The sequence below is a fragment of the Bacillus sp. SRB_331 genome (assembly GCF_003264175.1).
GTDB classification, from domain to species: Bacteria; Bacillota; Bacilli; order Bacillales; family Bacillaceae_G; genus Bacillus_A; species Bacillus_A mycoides.
This window is the reverse complement of the sequence record NZ_NADV01000019.1, coordinates 1-23,677: the sequence shown is the minus strand read 5'-3', so window position 1 is coordinate 23,677 and position 23,677 is coordinate 1. Positions and strand designations below refer to the sequence as shown.

Genomic DNA, 23,677 nt, shown 5'->3' with positions numbered 1-23,677 from the left:
TAAGTAGCAATCTTTCCTAATTATGATATTTCTATTTGAGAAATTAACTATTTGGAGATATAAGTATATTGAACGAAGGTAGCGCTTTGCTACCTTTTTTCATTGAATATTTTTGCTGTTGAAAGAAGTCAGTGAATGTAAGGAATATGAAGGAGAGCCAGTTTTTCTTTGTGATATAATACGAGGGGTGAGAATAGAAAAAGGAGTTTTCTTGTATGGAAGCGAAGAAGTACCAAGCCTTTTGGCGTGGGGCTATTATATTAACAATCGCAAGTTTTGTTACGAAGGTATTAAGCGCTTTTTACCGTATTCCATATCAAAATATAGCGGGTGATGTTGGTTTTTATATTTACCAACAAATTTATCCGTTTTATGGATTTTGTTTGATTTTAGCTACTTATGGGTTTCCCATTATTATTTCAAAAATGGTCGCAGAAAGATTAGAACGAGGAAAACAAAAAGAAGCAGAAGAAATTATTTGTGTATCTTTTTGGTTTTTATTAGGAATTGGCTTTATAGGATTTTTCACATTATTCTTTGGGGCCAAAACAATTGCATCGGCTATGGGCGATATACATTTAGATAAATTATTACGCGTTATTTCGTTTTCATTCCTACTAATGCCATTTTTATCTGTAGCGAGAGGATATTTTCAAGGATTCAATAATATGATGCCGACGGCTGTTTCGCAAGTAATTGAACAAACGATTCGTGTTTCTATTATTGTATTTTTATCACTATTCCTTATTGCTCATGGATTTGATTTATATACAGTTGGTGCGGGTGCTATGCTAGGTTCAATTGCAGGTGGGCTTATTGGGATTATCGTACTTTTACTTTATATGCGTCATGATTTCCATGCTATTTTCTTTAGAAGCTGGAAGAGAATTAGAAATAAAAAAAGGATTGTTCGAATCCTTTTTTGGCAGGGATTAGCGATTTGTGTTAGTAATTTAGTCCTTATTTTTATACAAATGGCGGATTCTATTTCCTTGTATACTTTGCTTATTCGTGCGGGAGAGCAAGTTGAAAATGCAAAGGTACTAAAAGGTGTTTATGATAGAAGTATCCCGCTTATGCAATTAGGTACTGTTGTGACAACTTCTTTCTCATTGTCACTTATTCCTATTATTACAGCGGCGAAAGAAAGAGGAGATCTTTCATTTATTCAAGAAAAGGTAAAATTAGCAATGAAAATAACATTTGTTATTGGATTTGCAGCTGCTATTGGATTAACTTGTATTATTCAACCTACAAATATTATGTTGTTTGAAAATAGTGATGGATCAGATGTGTTATCGATTTTATCTTTATCTATTTTATTTAGTTCATTGTCAATTACAACTGCTTCCATTTTGCAAGGAGTGGGACAAACATTAAAACCAGCAATATTCGTTGTATTTGGAGGTTGTCTGAAGTTAGTTTTAAACTATATATTAATGCCGTATTTTGGTGTAAAGGGAGCTGCAATTGCAACTTTAGTTGCGCTTATTGTAATTGCCTTGCTAAATAGTGTGTTACTTATGCGAGCTGTATCGGAGCCGCTTATTGATAGGCGGAATATGTTAGGTGTAGCTATTAGTGGTATCGGTATGGGGTTTGTATTAATAATCTTTATGCGTATGTTGCGAATGTCCGGATTAGTAATTGATACAGGACATAGAGGAATTGCGACGCTTGAAGCGCTGTTAGGTGTAGCTATCGGTGGATTAGCATATATGTTTTTAATTTTAAAATTACGTGTATTTACAAAAGAAGAATTAGGAACTGTTATGAAACAAGAGAAAAAAGAAGGTTCATTGAAGAAGAGTGGATAGAGGTGACTGGTTGTGAGTGGAATCATTACTATTTTAGGATTAGGTGCTGGTGAGTTAGATCAGTTAACGATGGGTGTATATCGAAAGATAAAAGAAGCAGACCATATGTTTGTTAGAACGAAGGAACACCCAGTTATAGAAGAATTGGAGAAAGAAGCTATAAAGTATACGGCCTTTGATAATGTATATGAGGCACATGATACATTTGAAATCGTATATGAAACAATTGCGAATACATTGTTAGAACAAGCTAAAGGCGCAGAAATTATTTATGCTGTTCCAGGTCATCCGCTTGTAGCAGAAAGAACAGTTCAGCTACTTTTGGAAAAAGGAGAAGCAGCAAATATTGAAGTGCGAATTGAAGGTGGACAAAGTTTCCTTGATCCGATGTTTGCAAGTCTAAAAATTGATCCGATTGAAGGGTTCCAATTAATTGATGCTACATCATTTGAAAGAGGACAATTAGAATTACGTCAACATTTAATCTTTTGCCAAGTGTATGATGCATTCGTTGCTTCAGATGTGAAGCTAACGTTAATGGAGATTTTGCCAGATGATTACGAAGTGTATATCGTAACAGCTGCAGGGACTTCATTCGAGCAAGTGAAAAAGGTATCGTTATACATGTTAGATCACGAAACAGAATTAAATAATTTAACGAGTGTGTATGTACCGCCAGTTAAGGAACGTGCGTCCTTATATCAGCAGTTTGATGTGCTTAGAGCAATTATTGCTGATCTTCGTGGACCGAATGGTTGCCCATGGGATAAAAAGCAAACTCATCAATCTTTAAAGAAATACTTAATTGAAGAAGCGTATGAAGTGTTAGAAGCAATTGATGAAGAGGATGATGATCATTTAGTAGAAGAACTAGGTGATATATTATTACAAGTTATGCTTCATGCCCAAATTGGAGAGGATGAAGGTTGGTTCTCTATAGATGATATTATTCGGACTTTAGCTGAGAAAATGGTTCGTCGTCATCCGCATGTGTTTGGGGATACGGATGTAAATAATGCTGATGAAGTGATTGCAAATTGGGAAGAAATTAAAAAACAAGAAAAGGGATTCGTGAAAGAATCTGTTTTAGCGGGTATTCCAAAAAGCTTGCCACAACTAATGCGTGCTTATGAAATTCAGAAGAAAGCTGGAAAGGTTGGATTTGATTGGGTTGATGTGCAGCCGATGATAGAGAAGGCCTTAGAAGAATGGCAAGAATTCCAACAAGAAGTTGTAAACATGGATGAGAAAAAGATGCTAGGTGAATTTGGTGATTTACTATTTGCATTTGTGAATATAGCTCGTCATTATAAATTAGATCCAGAAGAAGCGTTACGTTCAACTAATGAGAAATTTATGGATCGCTTTTTATACATGGAAGCAAAAGTAGCTGAAATGAATAAGGGAATGCAAGATTTATCATTAGAACAGTTAGATATTTTATGGGAAGAGGCAAAACAAACAGAGCGTTAATAGGGGGATTTGATATGCGTCTAGATAAATTTTTGAAAGTATCACGTTTAATTAAAAGAAGAACATTAGCAAAAGAAGTGTCTGACCAAGGAAGAATTTCGATTAATGGCCAAGTGGCAAAAGCGAGTTCAGATGTGAAGGTAGAGGATGAATTAACAATTCGTTTCGGGCAAAAAATAGTAACTGTGAAAGTAAATGAATTGAAAGAAACAACTAAAAAAGAAGATGCAGCAAACATGTATAGTCTCGTTCGTGAGGAAAAAGTGAAAGCGGAAGAAGGCTTGTTCTAAAATAGGTTAGCCCTTCATACATTACTATTAGCTAGTATAAAGCTATGGGGGGATTTTCGTGAATAATGGTTACTCACCTATGTCTTCTAATCAACAAAATGTTTCTGTAGAGCATGATATTATCATGCGTGGCAGGCGTGTAATCGATATTACTGGTGTAAAGCAAGTAGAGAGTTTTGATAGCGAAGAGTTTTTACTCGAGACTGTAATGGGTTTTTTAACAATTCGTGGTCAAAATTTGCAAATGAAGAATTTAGATGTAGAAAAGGGTGTTGTATCAATTAAAGGGAAAGTTCATGAAATGCTGTATATTGATGAGAACCAAGGGGAGAAAACTAAAGGCTTCTTTAGTAAGCTGTTTAAATGAGCCTAACAATTCAGTTGTATACAATGCTTTCGATGATTGGAATGGGTGCTTGGATTGGTGCTTCTTTAGATACATACCAACGGTTTTTAAAACGCCAAGAGCGTAAACGTTGGCTTGTATTTATACATGATATACTATTTTGGATTGTCCAAGCATTATTCGTTTTTTATGTATTACTGCGTGTAAATGAAGCCGAACTACGTATATATGTATTTTTGGCGTTACTATGTGGTTTTGCAGCATATCAAAGCTTATTGAAAGCACTATACATGAAGATGTTAAATTTTCTCATCTATATTTTTGTACAAACAACACAATTTTTTGTTCGAATTATACAGCTACTCATGATAAAACCTGTTATTATTATAGCACAGCTATTTATTGCATTTATATTATTCTTATTTCGTATACTGCTTTCAATTGGACATGTGTTATGGAAAATGGTGATTTGGATATTACTTTTCATATGGAAAGTTTTTTTCTCGCCTGTTCGGTTTATTGCTTCGCTCATATGGAAACTTCTCCCTAATCGTGTTAAACTTTTTATAATGAAGCATGTAGGGTTCCTGCAATATGTAGCAAAATTGAAGGGACATATCTTCCAATTATGGGTGCGTATAAAAAAGAAGTTAGGGGGACCTCGGAAATGAGGGAACTGAGACAAAGAACAATCGACAAACAGAGTCCAAATCCTGTTAAAGAACATATAATACAAACGGATGAGAACAGGAAGCGACTTTATCGCCGTTTAGCGGTTTTTCTTGTCTTTGCTTTTACAATTATTGCTAGTATTAGTGTGACGTTTTATCAACAAAACAGTTCCATTAAAGCAAAAGAAGCAAAAGTTAAGGACATGAAAAAAGAACTGGATTCATTAACGAAAAAAGAAAAGAATCTAAAAGATGAAGTTCAAAAGTTGAATGATGAAGAGTACGTTTTAAAGATTGCTAGAAGGGATTATTTCTTCTCCGGAAAAGGGGAGATAATTTTTCCTGTTTCTAAGTAGAGTATGTCTTATTGACACTGTATTTTAGGATTATATATAATAAAGTAAAATTTGACTTTTTAACCACTAAGGAGGAGCATTTTTTTTATGTCAATCGAGGTAGGCAGCAAGTTACAGGGTAAAGTAACAGGTATTACAAATTTTGGGGCTTTTGTGGAGCTGCCAGAAGGCTTAACAGGTCTTGTTCATATTAGTGAAGTTGCTGATAATTATGTGAAAGATATTAACGATCACTTAAAAGTAGGCGACCAAGTAGAAGTAAAAGTTATCAATGTTGAAAAAGATGGCAAAATTGGCCTATCTATTAAGAAAGCGAAAGAACGTGAAAAAACAGAAGGAGATCGTCCACGTGGTGAATACCAACGTGGTGGTGATCAACAACGTTCTGGACGTCCACAACGTAATAATCGTTCTTCCAACAGAGATAACCGCGGTGGCGGTAATGAACGAGCTCCAAAAGAAACATTTGAGCAAAAGATGGCACGCTTTTTAAAAGATAGTGAAGATCGTTTAACTTCTTTAAAGCGTAACACAGAATCTAAACGTGGTGGCCGTGGCGCACGTCGCGGATAATAAGTCCGTTTAATTCTTAACATATAGAGAGGTACCCAGAGTAATTACTCGGGTACTTTTTTATGTGAGAGAATATATTTTTAAAAAAGTTTTTGAGATGTATTGACTTTAAAATATATCTGATGTAATATACTAATTGTCCGTTAAATACGACGACATGGCGGTGTAGCTCAGCTGGCTAGAGCGTACGGTTCATACCCGTGAGGTCGGGGGTTCGATCCCCTCCGCCGCTATATTTAATTTAACGGCCCGTTGGTCAAGTGGTTAAGACACCGCCCTTTCACGGCGGTAACACGGGTTCGAATCCCGTACGGGTCATCTAAAAAGATCATGCAAATTTGCATGATCTTTTTTTGTTAAATATAAATTAAGACGTACAATACTTCTACAAAATCACCCTATATTTTCTGAAGATTCTTTCAACTCGTTTTAAATAAATTAAATACTATGTATATATGTAGATTTATTTCGAATAAAAAGTCGAACGATTATAAAAGTCAAAACTGTTGTTTTGACAAAAAAACCAATAATCATCTTTTATAATAACAGTAATTAAACTATGCAGGTGGTGTTAAAAATATGCCTAAAGCAGGAAGGAATACTATGAATACAAGTGCATTGGCGATGAATGAAAGTCAGTTTGGAACAATAAAGTGGACGAGTAAGTTGCGAATGAAGTTTGAAAAAGTTTTCTTTAGATGGGGATTCATTATTGCTGTTATTGGTTTTCTTTTGGGACGAGCATATATATTAACAAACATTTTACCGTTTGCATTGCCGTTTTTTGCTGCTGTTTATGTTATGAAGCGAGATAAAATGCCGCTCGCGTTCTTAGCCCTAATGGGGGGAGCACTTTCAGTTTCAATAGATAATTTATTTTTTACTTTTGCATCTATCTTTACCTTCTTTATTTATAATATCTTCTTTAGTCGGTTTACACGTAAAACTGTTGGACTTGTACCATTCCAAGTATTTATCTCCGCATTAACCGCACATTTAGTTGTTGTATATTTTGCACAGCAAACCGTCACCATGTATGATCTGCTCGTCAGTACGATCGAAGCGGGGCTTAGCTTCGTATTAACGATGATATTTTTACAAAGTGTTCCGCTTTTAGTGGAAAGGAAAGGGAAGCAACAAGCGTTAGAAACAGAAGAAATTGTTTGTTTAATTATATTACTAGCATCTGTTTTAACGGGCACAACGGATTGGTTTGTTTATGATGCTTCTATTCAACATATTTTCACTAGATATTTAGTATTAGTATTTGCCTTTATTGCAGGGGCAGCTACAGGGTCCACGGTAGGAGTTGTCACTGGGTTAATATTAAGTTTAGCAAATGTGGCGAGCTTGTCTCAACTTAGTCTCCTTGCCTTTTCAGGATTGCTTGGGGGATTGTTAAAAGAAGGGAAGCGTATAGGAGTTAGTTTAGGTTTATTAATTGGTACAAGCTTAATTACATTATATGTAGACAAGCAAACAAGTATTGTAACAACTTTAATTGAATCTGGTGTAGCGATTGTTTTCTTCTTATTAACACCGAAGCTTGTTATGGATCGTATTGCTAAATTTATGCCGGGTACACAGGAACATTCACAGGATCAACAACAATATTTAAGAAGAGTGCGCGATGTTACAGCAAACAAAATCAATCAATTTGCTAATGTATTTGCTGCTTTGTCTAATAGCTTTTCTGTATACGGGTATGTGGAGGAGGAAGATAAAGAAACAGAAGCTGATTTATTTTTAAGTACAATTACTGCAAAAACATGTCAAACATGCTTTAAGAAGGATCAATGTTGGGTAGTTAATTTTGATAAAACATACGATTATATGAAACAAATAATGAGTGAAACAGAAGAAGGAACGCTGCAGCATAATCGGAAGTTAGTTCGTGAATGGGACAAGCATTGTGTGAGAGGGAAGAAAGTAACGGATTTAGTAGCGGGTGAATTAGATCACTTCTATGAGGGGCAGAAATTAAGAAAACAAATGAAGGAAAATCGTAGAATTGTAGCGGAGCAATTACTAGGTGTATCAAAAGTGATGGAGGATTTCGCTAAGGAGATACAACGAGAAAGAGAGAACCATCAAGCGCAGGAGGAGCAAATTTTACAAGCGTTTCGTGATTTTGGTGTCGAAGTGGAGCATGTTGATATTTATTGTTTAGATAGAGGAAGTATTGATATTGAAATGTTGATTCCGGCTGCATCTAATGAACATGGGGAATGTGAGAAGTTGGTTGCTCCAATGCTTTCGGATATTTTAAAAGAGAATATCGTCGTTAAGCATGAAGAGAAATCCTCATATCCAAATGGGCACAGTTTAATATCATTTGGTTCAGCGAAGACGTATTCTCTTGATACAGGATTGGCCACAGCTGCAAAAGGTGGTGGGTTTATTTCAGGTGATTCCTACGCGATGATGGATTTGAGCGTTGGTAAATATGCACTTGCGATTAGTGATGGTATGGGAAATGGACAAAGGGCTCATATGGAGAGTAGGGAAACGGTAAAATTATTACAAAAGATACTTCAATCAGGTATTGATGAAGAAATAGCGATTAAGTCCATCAATTCGATTCTTTCTTTAAGGACGACAGAGGAGATGTATACAACGCTTGACTTGGCTATGGTAGATTTACGGGATGCGAGTGCGAAGTTTTTAAAGATTGGATCGACGCCGAGTTTTGTTAAACGCGGAAATAATATTTTGAAAATTGAGGCAAGTAATTTGCCGATGGGAATCATTGAAGATGTTGAAGTTGATGTGGTTGGTGAGCAATTAAAAACGGGTGATCTTCTTATCATGATGAGTGACGGCATCTTTGAGGGAGCGCAACATGTGGAGAATCACGAATTATGGATAAAACGTAAAATTAAAGAACTACAAACAGAGGACCCACAGGAAATCGCTGATATTATTATGGAAGAAGTAATTCGCTCTGGTGATGGTTATATAAATGATGATATGACTATTGTGGTGGCGAAAGTAAAGAAAAATATGCCGAAGTGGGCTACGATTCCAATAGTAGGAATGCAGGCGCAATAAAATAATCAAAAAACCTAGGTAGATGCCTAGGTTTTTTTGATTAAAAAGGTAATGTGATTACTTTGTTAAATATACAGGAGGGATGTAAGATAAAAATATGGATTTTGTACATCTTTTTTTTGCACAATGTTTGTAAAAGTTGTACCATTATATACAAGGTAACTAATGTTGTTGTTCTTGTTTAATGAAAGGTGATTGCGAAGTTGAAAGATGCATTTGTTGAAAAAGTAGATGACTTTGTAAAGCAGCATGATGTATTAAAGAAACATTCAACAATTGTTGTAGGGGTTTCTGGTGGTCCTGACTCTTTGGCTCTTTTATATTATTTGTTAGAAAAAAGGGCAGAAAAACAGCTAGAAATTGTAGTAGCACATGTGGACCATATGTTTAGAGGTAATGAATCTTATGAGGATTTACAGTTTGTACAGGGTCTTTGCAAAGAGCTAGGAGTTATTTGTGAAACGCTAAGGATTAATGTGTCGCAATATCAACAGCAATATGGAATGAATGCACAAGTTGCAGCTAGAGAATGCAGATATGCATTTTTGGAAAGAATAATGAAGAAATATGATGCGAGATATGTAGCTCTTGGTCACCATGGAGATGATCAAGTAGAGACGATTTTAATGCGCCTTGTACGAGGGAGTACTCCGAAAGGATACGCAGGAATTGCAGTGAAGCGATCTTTTCATAATGGATATTTAATTAGGCCGTTACTTGGGGTAACTAAGGAAGAAATTGTTGATTACTGTAATAAATTAAAAGTTATTCCGCGTATAGATCCGAGTAATAAAAAAGAAGTATATACAAGGAATCGATTACGTAAATATGTCCTTCCTTATTTGAAAGAAGAAAATCCACAAATGCATGAGAAATTTCAAAAATTTAGCGTGCAGATGCAAGAGGATGAGGCTTATTTGCAGGAATTAGCTTTTGAGAAAATGAATAAAGTAATTACAAAAAAAAGCGATAAACAAATTAGCTTATCAATTCCTGCCTTTGAATCCATGTCTATGCCTTTACAAAGAAGAGGGATTCAACTAATATTAAACTATCTTTATGAATATAAGATTCCATCTTCGCTTTCTTCTATACATATTGACAAGGTGATTGAATTTTTTAAGCGGGCACAACCTTCAGGTTCACTAGATTTTCCAGGTGGTTTGAAAATTGTTCGCACATACGAAGAATGTGGTTTTGGATTTAAACAAGAAATTGTTTCTCCTTTTTCGCAAGATTTATCAGTACCTGGGACAATTATATTGCCGAATGGGGATAAACTTGTAACAGAGGTGAGCGAAGATATACCGAGTAACATGAATGAAACAGTATTTGTTGCTAAGTATAATGATATATCGTATCCACTTCGTATTCGGTCTAGGGAAAATGGAGATCGCATGTCAATGCAAGGTATGGATGGTACAAAAAAGATAAAAGCTGTTTTTATCGAAGCAAAAGTACCAAAAGAAAAAAGAGAAGAATGGCCGATCGTTTGTGACGCAAGTGGAAATATTATTTGGGTACCCTTGTTGAAACGATCTGCGTTTGCTACTTCGAAAGAGCTAGCAAAGAAGGGTAAATACATGATTATTCACTACAAAAGCAAGGAGTCTTCCGGGAGGATAATGAAATGATGAATCAAGATATCGAAAAAGTATTAATTTCTGAAGAACAAATACAAGAAAAGGTGCACGAACTAGGTGCAGTTATTGCAGAGGATTACAAAAATACAGTACCTCTTGCGATTGGTGTACTAAAGGGTGCAATGCCATTTATGGCAGATTTATTAAAGAGAACAGATACATATCTTGAAATGGATTTTATGGCTGTATCTAGCTACGGTCACTCTACAGTTTCGACAGGCGAAGTAAAAATCTTAAAAGATCTTGATACTTCGGTAGAAGGTCGCGATATTTTAATCGTTGAAGATATTATTGATAGCGGTCTTACACTAAGCTATTTAGTGGATCTGTTTAAATATCGTAAAGCGAAATCTGTAAAAATTGTTACTTTATTAGATAAGCCAACAGGCCGTAAGGTTGATCTGAAAGCAGATTATGTTGGATTTACTGTTCCTCATGAATTTGTTGTAGGATATGGATTAGATTATAAAGAGCAGTACCGTAATCTTCCTTATGTAGGAGTATTAAAACCAAGTGTTTACTCAAATTAATTAAATATAGGCGTTACAATTGTATAGGAAATTTTTTTTATGTTACGATTTACTATAGTGTTTATGCCGTGAGAGGAGGTTAGGAATGAATCGTATCTTCCGTAATACCATCTTTTATTTACTGATATTCTTAGTAGTAATTGGAATCGTGAGCTATTTTAATGGTTCGACGCAAAAAACGACATCAGTTAGCTACGATAAATTCATTACTCAACTTGAAAAAGGTGAAGTGCGTAATGTGCAGCTTCAACCGAAAAATGGTGTGTTTGAGGTAAAGGGACAATTCAAGACTTCTAGCCAAGGAGAACAATTTGTTACTTATGCACCAAATACTGAGGAATTACAAAAGAAAATTAATGATAAAGCGCAAGGGGCTGAAGTTAAGTATCAACCAGCAGAAGAAACAAGTGCTTGGGTAACGTTCTTTACTTCTATCATTCCGTTTGTCATTATCTTCATTTTATTCTTCTTCTTATTAAACCAAGCTCAGGGCGGCGGTAGCCGTGTTATGAACTTCGGGAAAAGTAAGGCGAAGCTATACAATGATGAAAAGAAAAAAATTCGTTTCAGAGATGTTGCTGGAGCGGATGAAGAGAAACAAGAACTTGTTGAGGTAGTTGAATTCTTGAAAGACCCTCGTAAGTTCGCTGAAGTTGGTGCCCGTATTCCAAAGGGTGTTCTATTAGTGGGACCTCCAGGTACAGGTAAAACTTTACTAGCACGTGCTGTTGCAGGTGAAGCAGGCGTTCCATTCTTCTCTATTAGTGGTTCTGACTTCGTAGAGATGTTCGTCGGTGTCGGTGCATCCCGTGTACGTGATTTATTTGAAAATGCAAAGAAAAATGCTCCTTGTATCATTTTCATTGATGAAATTGATGCAGTAGGACGTCAACGTGGCGCGGGTCTTGGCGGTGGTCATGATGAGCGTGAACAAACGTTGAACCAATTGCTTGTTGAAATGGATGGATTCGGTGCAAATGAAGGTATTATTATCATCGCTGCGACAAACCGTCCTGATATTCTTGATCCAGCGTTATTACGTCCAGGTCGTTTTGACCGTCAAATTACAGTAGATCGTCCAGATGTAAATGGTCGTGAAGCTGTACTTAAGGTACACGCTCGTAATAAACCGCTTGATGAGAATGTCAACTTAAGAGCAATTGCAACTCGTACACCAGGATTCTCTGGTGCCGATCTTGAAAACTTATTAAACGAAGCTGCTTTAGTAGCTGCGCGTCAAGATAAGAAGAAAATTGATATGAGTGACATCGATGAAGCGACGGATCGTGTTATTGCAGGTCCAGCTAAGAAAAGTCGCGTTATCTCTGAAAAAGAACGTAATATCGTTGCATTCCATGAGGCTGGCCATACTGTAATTGGTGTTGTCCTTGATGAAGCAGATATCGTTCATAAAGTAACAATTGTCCCTCGTGGTCAAGCTGGTGGATATGCGGTAATGCTTCCGAAGGAAGATCGTTACTTCATGACAAAACCAGAGTTACTTGATAAAATCACTGGTTTACTTGGTGGTCGAGTAGCTGAGGAGATTGTATTTGGTGAAGCAAGTACAGGTGCTCACAACGACTTCCAACGTGCGACTGGTATTGCAAGACGTATGGTTACAGAATTCGGGATGAGTGATAAGCTTGGACCGATGCAATTTGGTAGCTCACAAGGTGGTCAGGTATTCTTAGGAAGAGACTTCCATTCAGAACAAAACTACAGTGATGCAATCGCGCATGAAATTGATGTGGAAATGCAAATAATTATTAAAGACTGTTATGCTCGTGCGAAACAAATTCTTACTGAAAAACGAGATAAGCTTGATATTATCGCGAAAACGTTACTTGAAGTAGAAACATTAGATGCAGAGCAAATTAATCATTTATATGATTATGGCAGATTACCTGAGCGTCCAACATCTTCAGATGATGTGAAAGTAAACATCAATATGAAGAAAGACGATGAAGATACAGAAGATAAGTAAGAAAAAAAGGAGTGACAATAGTCACTCCTTTTTTTTGTGGAATGAATTTAAGTGGCAAAAAAAATTGAATGAAACTATTATTAAAAATTGAAATAGAGAGTAATCTTTTTGTACAATGATGAGTATAGAAAAACTGATTATATAAGTATGTGTGATATGATGTTTTTATAAGTTTTATACATACTGCGCAAATATAGATTAAATAAGATAAGTGGTGAGAATATGATTTTTGTATTGGATGTAGGGAACACAAATGCGGTACTAGGTGTGTTTGAAGAGGGAGAACTTCGTCAGCATTGGCGCATGGAAACAGATCGTCATAAAACAGAAGATGAGTATGGGATGCTTGTAAAGCAGTTACTTGAGCATGAAGGTCTTTCTTTTGAAGATGTGAAAGGTATTATTGTGTCTTCAGTCGTACCGCCAATTATGTTCGCTTTAGAGCGTATGTGTGAAAAGTATTTTGAAATTAAACCGCTTGTAGTGGGGCCTGGGATAAAAACTGGCTTGAATATTAAATATGAAAATCCACGTGAAGTAGGCGCGGACCGAATTGTAAATGCAGTAGCAGGAATCCACTTATATGGAAGTCCGCTTATTATTGTTGATTTTGGTACGGCTACTACATATTGTTATATTAACGAAGAGAAGCATTATATGGGTGGCGTCATTACGCCAGGAATTATGATTTCGGCAGAGGCTTTATATAGCAGGGCAGCAAAGCTTCCTCGTATTGAAATTACAAAACCGGGTAGTGTTATCGGGAAGAATACAGTCAGTGCAATGCAATCAGGTATTCTTTATGGATACGTTGGACAAGTGGAAGGTATTGTTAAGCGTATGAAGGAAGAAGCTAAGCAAGAACCGAAAGTTATTGCAACAGGTGGATTAGCAAAATTAATTTCAGAAGAATCAAATGTAATTGATATTGTAGATCCGTTTTTAACGTTAAAAGGTTTGTATATGTTATATGAGCGTAATGCAAATTTACAACATGAGAAGGGTGAATAAATAAGTATGAAAGATTATTTAGTAAAAGCGTTAGCGTTTAATGGAGAGGTTCGTGCTTATAGTGTACGTACAACAAATACAGTAAGTGAGGCGCAAAAGCGTCATGATACATGGAGAACAGCATCAGCGGCACTTGGTCGTTCTTTAACTGCGGGTACAATGATGGGTGCTATGTTAAAAGGCGAGCAGAAGTTAACGATTAAAGTAGAGGGTAACGGCCCGATTGGTCCTATCTTAGTCGATGCTCATGCAAATGGGGATGTACGTGGTTATGTAACGAATCCGCATGTTGATTTTGAAGGAACGGAACAAGGGAAATTACGTGTATATCAAGCGGTAGGTACAGAAGGATTTGTAACGGTAATTAAAGATATCGGTATGCGTGAACCGTTTATTGGTCAATCTCCCATTGTTTCAGGAGAACTAGGGGAAGATTTCACATATTATTTCGCGGTTTCTGAGCAGACACCTTCTTCTGTAGGTGTTGGTGTTCTTGTAAACGGAGATGATAGCGTATTAGCGGCGGGTGGATTCATTCTTCAAATTATGCCAGGTGCGCAGGAAGAAACAATTTCATTTATTGAAGAGCGTCTTCAACAAATCCCGCCAGTATCACAATTAATTGAACAAGGTCTTTCTCCAGAAGAATTACTGTATGAAGTGCTTGGAGAAGATAAAGTGAAAGTGCTAGAAACAATGGATGTTCAATTTAATTGTACATGTTCACGTGAGCGTATTGAAAGTGTGCTAATTAGTTTAGGTAAAGCGGAGTTAGAACAAATTCGTGCAGAAGAGGAAGAGACGGAAGTTCACTGTCACTTCTGTAATGAACGACATAAATTCGCTAAAGAAGATATTACAAGTCTAATTGAGAAGCTGTAATAAAGAAGTTTAGGTGGAGAATCAGCCGCCCAAATAGATTGACAAACAGGGAATTTTCTGACAAAATCTAAATATCGATAAAACCAATAAAAATACTCGGTGTTAGGAGTGACAGGAATGCGAGTGGCACAATCAGTTTCAGAATTAATCGGGAAAACGCCGATCGTTAAGTTGAACCGCATCGTAGAATCAGACAGCGCAGATGTATACTTAAAATTAGAATTTATGAATCCGGGGAGCAGTGTTAAAGATCGTATCGCGTTAGCTATGATTGAAGATGCTGAAAATAAAGGATTATTAAAAGAGGGCGATACAATCATTGAGCCGACAAGTGGTAACACAGGTATTGGCTTAGCGATGGTAGCAGCTGCTAAAGGATATAAGGCAATTTTAGTAATGCCAGAAACAATGAGTATTGAGCGTCGTAATTTATTACGCGCTTACGGTGCTGAATTAGTATTGACTCCAGGACCTGAAGGAATGGGCGGAGCAATTCGAAAGGCAACTGAATTAGCAGAAGAACATGGGTACTTTATACCACAACAGTTCCAAAATCAAGCGAATCCAGAAATCCATCGTATAACAACAGGTCCAGAAATTGTTGAACAGATGGGGGATCAATTAGATGCGTTTATCGCAGGTATTGGTACAGGTGGAACAATTACAGGTGCCGGTGAAGTGCTGAAAGAGGCTTATAAAGATATCAAAATTTACGCGGTAGAACCTGCGGATTCACCAGTATTATCTGGTGGAAAGCCAGGACCACATAAGATCCAAGGAATTGGAGCGGGGTTTGTTCCGGAGACATTGGATGTAGAGGTATATGATGAAATTATTCAAGTGAAAACGGAGCAAGCGTTCGAATATGCGAGAAGAGTGGCTAAAGAAGAAGGTATTTTAGTTGGTATCTCTTCGGGAGCGGTCGTTTATGCAGCGACAGAAGTTGCGAAGAAATTAGGTAAAGGGAAAAAGGTACTTGTTATTATCCCAAGTAACGGTGAACGTTATTTAAGTACACCACTTTATCAATTTGAGTCATAAGTGAATGTGATTTGAAAAGCATCCTTAAAAAAGGATGCTTTTTCTTTTTTGATTGGAAAAAGGAAAAGAGTGAATGACTAGAAAACTTCATGTAAAATAAGAAGTAGTATAATTAATTTATTTTCACTAGCCCTCAAGTATAATCATTCTCTATATAAATAATTTTATGTAGTTTGATTTGATTGGCTTAAGAGGGTGGGATAACAGAAGACGGGGTGTTGATATGCAACGAAGAAAATCTTTAGCGCTTTCTATTCCATATCAGTTAGATTTCTTTAAGCAATATAAATTTCTTTCTCAGGATAAGCCGCAACATATTTTGTTAGAAAGTGGACGTGGTGGTCGTTATAATATTGTTGGGCTGGATCCAGTAGCGGTAATTCAGGGTAAGAATGAGACGTTACATATAAGTGAAAGTGGTAAGGAAACAATAAAGCGAGGGAATCCATTAGATTTAATGCAAGCGTATATGGAGAAATGGAAAACGGATTATAATCCGGAGTACCCACCTTTTCAGGGTGGGGCAATTGGATACTTTAGTTATGATTGTATCCGTTATATTGAAAAACTTTCTTCTCTTGCGAAGGATGATATTAATATACCTGACATATTCTTTTTGTTATTTGATGACGTGTTTGTGTATGATCAACAGGAGAGAGTATTATGGATTATTACGCATTATGTAGATGAGTGTGAAGAGGCAGAAGAACGATTAAATGAATGGAAGGGTCTTTGGATGAAAGAAGCCCCCGAAGTGACTATGCCGTTTGAATCTCCTGAAAAGAAAAATGAAGCAGTCGCTTTTACGGAAGAGGGCTTTATGAAGGCCGTTGAACGTATTCAAGAATATATTGGAGCGGGTGATGTGTTTCAAGTAAACTTGTCGACAAGACAAGAAAGAACATTACAAACACATCCACTAGAAATATATACAAGTCTTCGTGAAATTAATCCATCTCCATATATGGGTTACTTGGAGTTTGGAGATTTTCAAATTGTTAGTGCTTCGCCTGAATTGCTAATTAAAAAGCAAGGAAAAGAAGTGAGTACAAGACCGATTGCTGGTACGCGCTCTCGAGGAGCAAGTGAGCAAGAGGATGAAGAATTAGCGAAAGAATTAATTGAAAATGAAAAGGAAAGAGCAGAGCATGTAATGCTTGTGGATTTAGAACGAAATGACTTGGGCCGGGTTTGTAAATATGGCACTGTTGAAGTAGATGAATTTATGGTAATTGAAAAATACTCACACGTTATGCATATTGTTTCTAATGTGCGTGGTGAGGTGGAAGCAGATAAAGATGCTTTCGATTTGGTGAAGGCTGTATTTCCTGGTGGGACAATTACCGGTGCCCCGAAAATACGTACGATGGAAATTATTGAAGAATTAGAACCTGTTCGCCGAGGAATTTATACAGGGTCAATTGGTTGGATTGGTTATTCTGGAGATACGGAATTGAATATTATAATCCGAACACTACTTGCTAAAGATGGACAAGCGCATGTGCAAGCTGGAGCGGGTATTGTAATTGATTCAAATCCAAAAAATGAATATAAAGAGTCGTTAAAAAAAGCAATCGCTTTATGGCGTGCAAAAGAAAGTAGCGAAGAAACGGTTAGGTGAGAGAAATGATATTAATGATTGATAATTATGATTCTTTTACATTTAATTTAGTGCAGTTTCTTGGAGAACTTGGACAAGAGCTTGTTGTTAGGCGTAATGATGAAGTGACTATTTCGGATATTGAGAATATGAAACCGGATTTTTTAATGATTTCGCCAGGTCCATGTAGTCCTAATGAGGCGGGAATCAGTATGGATGTTATTAAATATTTTGCAGGTAAGCTTCCGATTTTTGGGGTCTGTCTTGGACATCAATCAATTGCACAAGTATTTGGAGGTGATGTTGTCAGGGCAGAGCGTTTGATGCATGGAAAAACATCTTTAATGCATCATGATGGGCAGACGATTTTTTCTGATATCCCAAATCCATTTACCGCGACACGTTATCACTCTCTTATCGTTAAAAAAGAGACGTTACCGAATTGTTTAGAGATAACATCTTGGACTGAAGAAGGTGAAATTATGGCGCTTCGTCATAAAACGTTGCCGATTGAAGGGGTACAATTCCATCCGGAATCTATTATGACTTCTCACGGGAAAGAATTGCTACAGAATTTCATTCGCAAATATAGCCCAAGTGTGACATCGTGTTAATTTACGTAAATGGCGCGTATGTAGAAGCGAGTGAAGCGAAAATTTCTCCTTATGACCACGGTTACCTATATGGACTTGGGGTTTTTGAGACATTTCGTATTTATAATGGTCATCCCTTTTTATTGGATGATCATTATGAACGCTTAATGGATGCGCTCGATATATTGCAAATCAAATGGACAATGACAAAAGATGAAGTGATGCTTATTTTAAAGAATCTACTTGTTAAGAATGGGTTAAAGCATGCATATGTGCGCTTAAATGTATCGGCGGGTATAGATGAAATAGGATTACAAACGGAAGTATATGAAGAACCGTCTGTTATTGTTTTTATAAAACCTTTAGCAGCTCCAGGGAATGTAGTGGAAAAAGAAGGAGTTATTTTAAAGCAAGTGAGAAATACACCAGAGGGTGCATTTCGCTTGAAGTCCCATCATTATTTAAATAATATTTTAGGGAAACGCGAAATTGGAAATGTTGTGAATAAGGAAGGTATTTTTCTTACCGAAACAGGTTATGTTGCAGAGGGTATTGTTTCGAATCTCTTTTTTGTTAAAGGAGATATTTTATATACTCCTTCATTAGAAACAGGGATTTTAAACGGAATCACTCGTGCGTTTATTATAAAGGCTGCTGAAGAGCTAGATATAGAAGTAAAGGAAGGTTTCTTTACAAAAGATGAATTGCTTTCAGCGGATGAAGTGTTCGTAACGAACTCTATTCAAGAGATTGTCCCCCTTTATCGTATAGAGGAGAAAGATTTCCCGGGTAAAGTGGGAGTGGTTACAAAAAGACTTATGGATCTTTATGGAGTGCAGAGAGAGAAATTGTGGAGCAGAAATGAATTGCGAAGAGGAGATGTGTAGTTTGAAGTGGGATTATGATTTGCGCTGCGGCGAATATACATTGAACTTAAATGAAAAGACATTAATTATGGGGATTTTAAATGTAACGCCAGATTCATTTTCTGATGGTGGGAGTTACAATGAAGTAGATGCTGCGGTGCGACATGCGAAAGAAATGAAAAGTGAAGGTGCCCATATTATTGATATTGGCGGCGAATCTACCCGCCCGGGTTTCGCTAAAGTTTCAGTAGAAGAGGAAATAAAGCGAGTTGTTCCAATGATTCAGGCAGTGTCAAAAGAAGTAAAGCTACCTATTTCTATTGATACGTATAAAGCTGAGGTTGCGAAACAAGCGATTGAAGCTGGTGCTAATATTATTAATGATATTTGGGGAGCGAAGGCGGAACCGAGGATTGCTGAAGTTGCAGCCTATTATGATGTGCCCATTATCTTAATGCATAACCGAGATAATATGAATTACCGCAATTTAATGGCCGATATGATTGCTGATTTGTATGAAAGTATTAAAATTGCTAAAGATGCTGGTGTGCGAGATGAGAATATTATTTTAGACCCAGGTATCGGTTTTGCGAAAACACCTGAGCAAAATTTAGAAGCGATGCGCAATTTAGAACAGTTAAATGTACTGGGTTACCCAGTTCTCTTAGGTACTTCAAGAAAGTCCTTTATTGGCCATGTGTTAGATTTGCCAGTGGAGGAACGTCTTGAAGGAACGGGAGCTACCGTTTGTCTTGGTATTGAAAAGGGCTGTGAGTTTATCCGTGTTCATGATGTGAAAGAAATGGCGCGTATGGCTAAGATGATGGACGCGATGATTGGTAAGGGGGCAAAGTAATTGGATAAAATTTATATCCATGATATGGAGTTTTACGGTTATCATGGTGTATTCCCAGAAGAAAATAAATTGGGTCAGAGATTTAAAGTGGATTTAACGGTGGAGTTGGATTTAAAACGTGCAGGAGAAAGTGACGACTTAGAGTATTCTGTCAATTACGGGGAGCTTTTCGAACTATGTAGAAAAGTGGTTGAAGATAGAACGTATAAGCTTGTAGAGAGTATCGCTGAAAATATCGCTACAGATATATTGAAACAATATGAGAGTATTTCACAGTGTACAATTAAGGTAATTAAACCGGATCCGCCGATACCGGGACATTATCGTGCTGTAGCGGTAGAAATTACGAGAGAACGTCCATGAATAATATAGCGTACATTGCATTAGGTTCCAATATTGGGGAGCGTTATACTTATTTAACTGAAGCAATTCAGTTTTTAAATAAAAACCAGCATATCCAAGTTGATGATGTTTCGTCTGTATATGAAACTGATCCGGTTGGCTATACTGACCAAAATTGCTTTTTAAATTTAGTTATAAAAATTTCTACCAATTTATCACCGCAAGAATTATTGAAAGTAACACAAAAGGTAGAGAATGACCTAGGAAGAAAAAGGGAAATTAGATGGGGCCCGAGGACCATCGACCTTGACATTTTACTATATAATCAAGAAAATATTGAAGCAGAGAATCTGATTGTTCCGCATCCGCGGATGTTCGAAAGAGCTTTTGTTATCGTTCCGTTGTTAGAGATTAATCAAGATATAAAACAAAACATTTCACGTTCACAAGTAGAAGAAATGAAAAGGCGAGAGGGAGTAACGGTATGGAAGCAGAAAAATGGGGAAGACGCATTCGTGCTTTTCGAAAGCTAAAAGGCTATACGCAAGAAGGTTTTGCGAAAGAATTAGGGGTATCTGTATCGGTTTTAGGTGAAGTTGAGAGGGGCAATAGATCACCTTCCCAAGATTTTGTAGTAGAAGTCGCTAAAACATTAAACGTTTCAATAGACGAATTGATGCCAAAGTGACCGTAAAGGAAGGAGTAAGTCGGGTGTTAAAGATTGCAAATATTGAGATGAAAAATCCAGTTGTACTAGCACCGATGGCGGGAGTGTGTAACTCTGCATTCCGTTTGACGGTAAAAGAATTTGGTGCAGGTTTAGTTTGTGCTGAAATGGTAAGTGATAAGGCAATATTACTTAATAACAAAAGAACATTAGATATGTTATATATCGATGAGAGAGAAAAGCCATTAAGTTTACAAATTTTTGGTGGAGAGAAAGAAACTCTTGTAGATGCTGCGAAATACGTAGATAAATATACGACAGCAGACATTATTGATATTAATATGGGGTGCCCAGTACCGAAAATCACTAAGTGTGATGCAGGAGCAAAGTGGCTTTTAGACCCAAATAAAATATATGAGATGGTAGCGGCGGTTGTAGATGCTGTTGAAAAGCCAGTTACAGTTAAAATGCGTATTGGTTGGGATGAAGAACATATTTTCGCAATAGAAAATGCTAGAGCTGTTGAGCGTGCTGGTGGACAAGCGATAGCGGTTCATGGGCGTACACGAGTGCAAATGTATGAAGGTAAAGCGGATTGGAATATTATTAAACAAGTAAAGCAGGCTGTAAATATTCCGGTTATCGGAAATGGTGATGTCGAAACACCACAAGATGCAAAGCGTATGCTTGATGAAATTGGTGTAGATGGTGTTATGATTGGTCGCGCTGCTCTTGGAGATCCGTGGATGATTTATCGTACGGTAAAGTATTTAGAGACAGGTGAGTTAATGCCGGAACCAACAGTGCGTGAGAAAATTGATGTATGTATGTTGCATCTAGATCGTCTTATCGATTTAAAGAACGAAAATGTTGCCGTAAGAGAGATGCGAAAGCATGCAGCTTGGTATTTAAAAGGTGTTCGTGGTAATGCGAGTGTGCGTAATGGTATCAATACTTGCGACACACGTGAAGACCTTGCCAATGTATTAGGTGCATTTGTAGAAGAAGTAGAAGCGAAACAACAAACAATTTATGTTGGTTAATAAGGGGGCATAGGAGATTGACATTCTTCTATACACTTCCTATAATTACGTGAAAGAAAGAAGAACTGCCAGTTAGTTGCTGGCAGTTTTTCTAGTTGAGTAGAAAATGCTATACTGTATATATTGTAAAAATTAATAGAGCTGGAGTGATATTAATATCATGGATAACATGAACCACGAAGAATTAAACGACCAATTGCTTGTTCGTCGTGAAAAGCTACATAATTTACGTGAGCAAGGAATTGATCCGTTCGGTAAACGATTTGAACGCACAAATTCAACAACTGACTTAGTAAGTCTATATGGAGAATTCTCTAAAGAAGAATTAGAAGAGAAAGAAATCACTGTTTCTATCGCTGGTCGTATTATGACAAAACGCGGTAAAGGAAAAGCGGGATTTGCGCATATTCAAGATTTACAGGGGCAAGTTCAAATTTATGTTCGTAAAGATACTGTTGGAGATGAAGAGTACGAGTTATTTACGACAGCAGATTTAGGTGACTTAGTAGGTATTGAAGGTAAAGTGTTCAAAACAAACGTTGGAGAACTTTCAGTAAAAGCAATAGGATTTACACTTTTAACGAAATCCCTTCGTCCATTACCGGATAAATACCATGGATTAAAAGATGTTGAACAACGCTATCGTCAACGTTACTTGGACTTAATTACAAGTATGGAAAGCCGTGAAACGTTCGTTACCCGTAGTAAAATCATTCGTGAAATGAGAAGATATTTAGATGACAACGGTTATCTTGAAGTAGAAACGCCTATGATGCACGCGATTGCAGGTGGAGCGTCTGCTCGTCCTTTCACTACACACCATAATGCGTTAGATATGGAATTATATATGCGTATCGCAATTGAACTTCATTTAAAACGTCTTATTGTGGGTGGATTAGAAAAGGTTTATGAGATCGGCCGTGTATTCCGTAATGAGGGTGTATCAACTCGTCATAACCCTGAGTTTACGATGATTGAATTATATGAAGCGTACGCTGATTATAATGATATTATGAAACTAACAGAAAATATGGTTGCTCATATCGCGAAAAAAGTATTGGGTACAACAACAATCCAATATGGTGATTATGAAATTAATCTAGAGCCAGAATGGACACGTCTTCATATGGTAGATGCAATTAAGCAACACTCTGGAGCAGATTTCTGGAATCCAATGAGTGTAGAAGAAGCGCGTGAACTTGCAAAAGAACATAATGTGGAAATTAAGAATACAATGGAAGTTGGTCATATTATTAATGAGTTCTTCGAACAAAAAGTAGAAGATAAATTAATCCAACCAACATTTATTTACGGTCATCCGGTAGAAATTTCGCCACTTGCGAAAAAGAATGACGAAGATCCACGATTCACAGATCGTTTCGAGTTATTTATCGTTGCACGTGAACATGCAAATGCATTCACTGAGTTAAATGATCCAATCGATCAAAAAGAACGTTTTGAAGCTCAACTAAAAGAGCGCGAGCAAGGTAATGACGAAGCTCACATGATGGATGATGATTATATCGAAGCTCTTGAGTACGGTATGCCTCCTACGGGCGGGTTAGGAATCGGTATTGATCGTCTTGTTATGTTATTAACAAACGCACCATCTATTCGTGACGTACTATTATTCCCAGCTATGCGCCATAAACAAGACTAAGCTTTGGAGATTTCTCCAAAGCTTTTTTTATTTTACTATGAGTGACATGAAGGGAGTGGATCTTGATAGGGTAGATAATGCGTTTAGAAATTATATTTATATAGAAGAAACATGCTATTTTTATACTTTGTTACTAGGTTGAAAATTTTATTAGAAAAACTATTGCATTTTAATAATCAAACTGGTATATTTATATTCGTTGCCACGAGAGGTAACAAAAGAAACAAACGAAAAACAACTTATTGAAAAAAGTTGTTGACGAAAATATAACAAAATGTTATATTAATAAAGTCGCTTCTGAGCGACGAAGTAGTTCTTTGAAAACTGAACGAAACAAACAACGTGAACGTCAATTTTTATTTTTAGATGCTAGACAAAC

23 protein-coding genes and 2 tRNA genes are annotated in these 23,677 nt (G+C 36.8%); all 25 read left to right on the top strand.

Translation table 11 applies throughout. The features are described from left to right. Positions 1-215 precede the first annotated feature (215 nt). The 25 genes from B5P42_RS13525 (at position 216) to lysS (ending at position 23,298) form a co-directional block, all read left to right on the top strand. Entirely contained in the window at positions 216-1,817 is a 1,602-nt protein-coding gene (locus tag B5P42_RS13525) for a putative polysaccharide biosynthesis protein (protein WP_113734403.1), read from the top strand. A gap of 12 nt (positions 1,818-1,829) precedes the next feature. Then, positions 1,830-3,290, top strand: coding sequence for a bifunctional methyltransferase/pyrophosphohydrolase YabN (gene yabN, locus B5P42_RS13520; protein WP_113734402.1), 1,461 nt, complete (start codon positions 1,830-1,832; stop codon positions 3,288-3,290). 14 nt (positions 3,291-3,304) lie between these two features. Further along, positions 3,305-3,580, top strand: a complete 276-nt coding sequence (locus B5P42_RS13515; protein WP_002009677.1) for an RNA-binding S4 domain-containing protein — start codon at positions 3,305-3,307, stop codon at positions 3,578-3,580. A gap of 58 nt (positions 3,581-3,638) precedes the next feature. Further along, complete coding sequence (gene yabP / locus B5P42_RS13510; RefSeq protein WP_001059101.1) at positions 3,639-3,947, top strand: sporulation protein YabP; 309 nt, start codon at positions 3,639-3,641, stop codon at positions 3,945-3,947. Beyond that, on the top strand, positions 3,944-4,597 hold the full coding sequence (yabQ, locus tag B5P42_RS13505) for a spore cortex biosynthesis protein YabQ (protein WP_002091573.1): 654 nt from the start codon (positions 3,944-3,946) through the stop codon (positions 4,595-4,597). Before yabP ends, yabQ begins: the two co-directional genes overlap by 4 nt. Beyond that, on the top strand, positions 4,594-4,953 hold the full coding sequence (divIC, locus tag B5P42_RS13500) for a cell division protein DivIC (RefSeq protein WP_002091572.1): 360 nt from the start codon (positions 4,594-4,596) through the stop codon (positions 4,951-4,953). The genes yabQ and divIC overlap by 4 nt, the downstream gene beginning before the upstream one ends. An 87-nt stretch (positions 4,954-5,040) precedes the next feature. Beyond that, the gene (locus B5P42_RS13495) at positions 5,041-5,526 is read left to right on the top strand and encodes a S1 domain-containing RNA-binding protein (RefSeq protein ID WP_002009683.1); all 486 of its coding nucleotides are present in this window, start codon (positions 5,041-5,043) and stop codon (positions 5,524-5,526) included. A 159-nt stretch (positions 5,527-5,685) separates the two neighbouring features. Beyond that, positions 5,686-5,759: transfer RNA gene (locus B5P42_RS13490), tRNA-Met, on the top strand. Positions 5,760-5,772: 13 nt separating this feature from the next. After that, positions 5,773-5,844 (top strand) — tRNA-Glu (locus B5P42_RS13485). Positions 5,845-6,105: 261 nt separating this feature from the next. Then, on the top strand, positions 6,106-8,577 hold the full coding sequence (spoIIE, locus tag B5P42_RS13480) for a stage II sporulation protein E (RefSeq protein ID WP_113734401.1): 2,472 nt from the start codon (positions 6,106-6,108) through the stop codon (positions 8,575-8,577). A gap of 203 nt (positions 8,578-8,780) precedes the next feature. Next, the gene (gene tilS, locus B5P42_RS13475) at positions 8,781-10,211 is read left to right on the top strand and encodes a tRNA lysidine(34) synthetase TilS (protein ID WP_002107305.1); all 1,431 of its coding nucleotides are present in this window, start codon (positions 8,781-8,783) and stop codon (positions 10,209-10,211) included. Further along, positions 10,208-10,750: a hypoxanthine phosphoribosyltransferase gene (gene hpt, locus B5P42_RS13470; RefSeq protein WP_002124550.1), complete on the top strand. Its 543-nt coding sequence runs from the start codon at positions 10,208-10,210 to the stop codon at positions 10,748-10,750. Before tilS ends, hpt begins: the two co-directional genes overlap by 4 nt. 85 nt (positions 10,751-10,835) lie before the next feature. Further along, the gene (gene ftsH, locus B5P42_RS13465; RefSeq protein WP_002091565.1) at positions 10,836-12,737 is read left to right on the top strand and encodes an ATP-dependent zinc metalloprotease FtsH; all 1,902 of its coding nucleotides are present in this window, start codon (positions 10,836-10,838) and stop codon (positions 12,735-12,737) included. 222 nt (positions 12,738-12,959) lie between these two features. Then, a complete protein-coding gene (locus tag B5P42_RS13460; RefSeq protein WP_113734400.1) occupies positions 12,960-13,748 on the top strand; it encodes a type III pantothenate kinase in 789 nt (262 codons plus the stop codon). 6 nt (positions 13,749-13,754) lie between these two features. Further along, the gene (gene hslO, locus B5P42_RS13455) at positions 13,755-14,630 is read left to right on the top strand and encodes a redox-regulated molecular chaperone HslO (RefSeq protein WP_002009693.1); all 876 of its coding nucleotides are present in this window, start codon (positions 13,755-13,757) and stop codon (positions 14,628-14,630) included. 117 nt (positions 14,631-14,747) lie between these two features. Beyond that, the gene (gene cysK / locus B5P42_RS13450) at positions 14,748-15,671 is read left to right on the top strand and encodes a cysteine synthase A (protein WP_002130221.1); all 924 of its coding nucleotides are present in this window, start codon (positions 14,748-14,750) and stop codon (positions 15,669-15,671) included. 223 nt (positions 15,672-15,894) lie between these two features. Continuing rightward, complete coding sequence (gene trpE / locus B5P42_RS13445) at positions 15,895-17,292, top strand: anthranilate synthase component I (protein ID WP_044444394.1); 1,398 nt, start codon at positions 15,895-15,897, stop codon at positions 17,290-17,292. Positions 17,293-17,297: 5 nt separating this feature from the next. After that, complete coding sequence (gene pabA, locus B5P42_RS13440; RefSeq protein WP_002029312.1) at positions 17,298-17,885, top strand: aminodeoxychorismate/anthranilate synthase component II; 588 nt, start codon at positions 17,298-17,300, stop codon at positions 17,883-17,885. Beyond that, positions 17,879-18,751, top strand: a complete 873-nt coding sequence (gene pabC, locus B5P42_RS13435; RefSeq protein ID WP_107888352.1) for an aminodeoxychorismate lyase — start codon at positions 17,879-17,881, stop codon at positions 18,749-18,751. Before pabA ends, pabC begins: the two co-directional genes overlap by 7 nt. Continuing rightward, complete coding sequence (gene folP, locus B5P42_RS13430; RefSeq protein ID WP_107888353.1) at positions 18,726-19,586, top strand: dihydropteroate synthase; 861 nt, start codon at positions 18,726-18,728, stop codon at positions 19,584-19,586. Before pabC ends, folP begins: the two co-directional genes overlap by 26 nt. After that, positions 19,587-19,949, top strand: a complete 363-nt coding sequence (gene folB / locus B5P42_RS13425) for a dihydroneopterin aldolase (RefSeq protein WP_002130228.1) — start codon at positions 19,587-19,589, stop codon at positions 19,947-19,949. Beyond that, on the top strand, positions 19,946-20,461 hold the full coding sequence (gene folK / locus B5P42_RS13420) for a 2-amino-4-hydroxy-6-hydroxymethyldihydropteridine diphosphokinase (RefSeq protein ID WP_002130229.1): 516 nt from the start codon (positions 19,946-19,948) through the stop codon (positions 20,459-20,461). The genes folB and folK overlap by 4 nt, the downstream gene beginning before the upstream one ends. Continuing rightward, complete coding sequence (locus B5P42_RS13415; RefSeq protein WP_002009706.1) at positions 20,413-20,616, top strand: helix-turn-helix domain-containing protein; 204 nt, start codon at positions 20,413-20,415, stop codon at positions 20,614-20,616. Before folK ends, B5P42_RS13415 begins: the two co-directional genes overlap by 49 nt. Positions 20,617-20,639: 23 nt before the next feature. Continuing rightward, positions 20,640-21,638 carry a tRNA dihydrouridine synthase DusB gene (gene dusB / locus B5P42_RS13410; protein ID WP_002009708.1) on the top strand — a complete coding sequence of 333 codons (999 nt, stop codon included), beginning with the start codon at positions 20,640-20,642 and terminating at the stop codon, positions 21,636-21,638. A gap of 160 nt (positions 21,639-21,798) precedes the next feature. Beyond that, positions 21,799-23,298 (top strand): lysine--tRNA ligase, encoded by a 1,500-nt coding sequence (gene lysS / locus B5P42_RS13405; RefSeq protein ID WP_002009709.1) that lies wholly within the window; start codon positions 21,799-21,801, stop codon positions 23,296-23,298. The last annotated feature ends 379 nt before the right edge of the window (positions 23,299-23,677 follow it).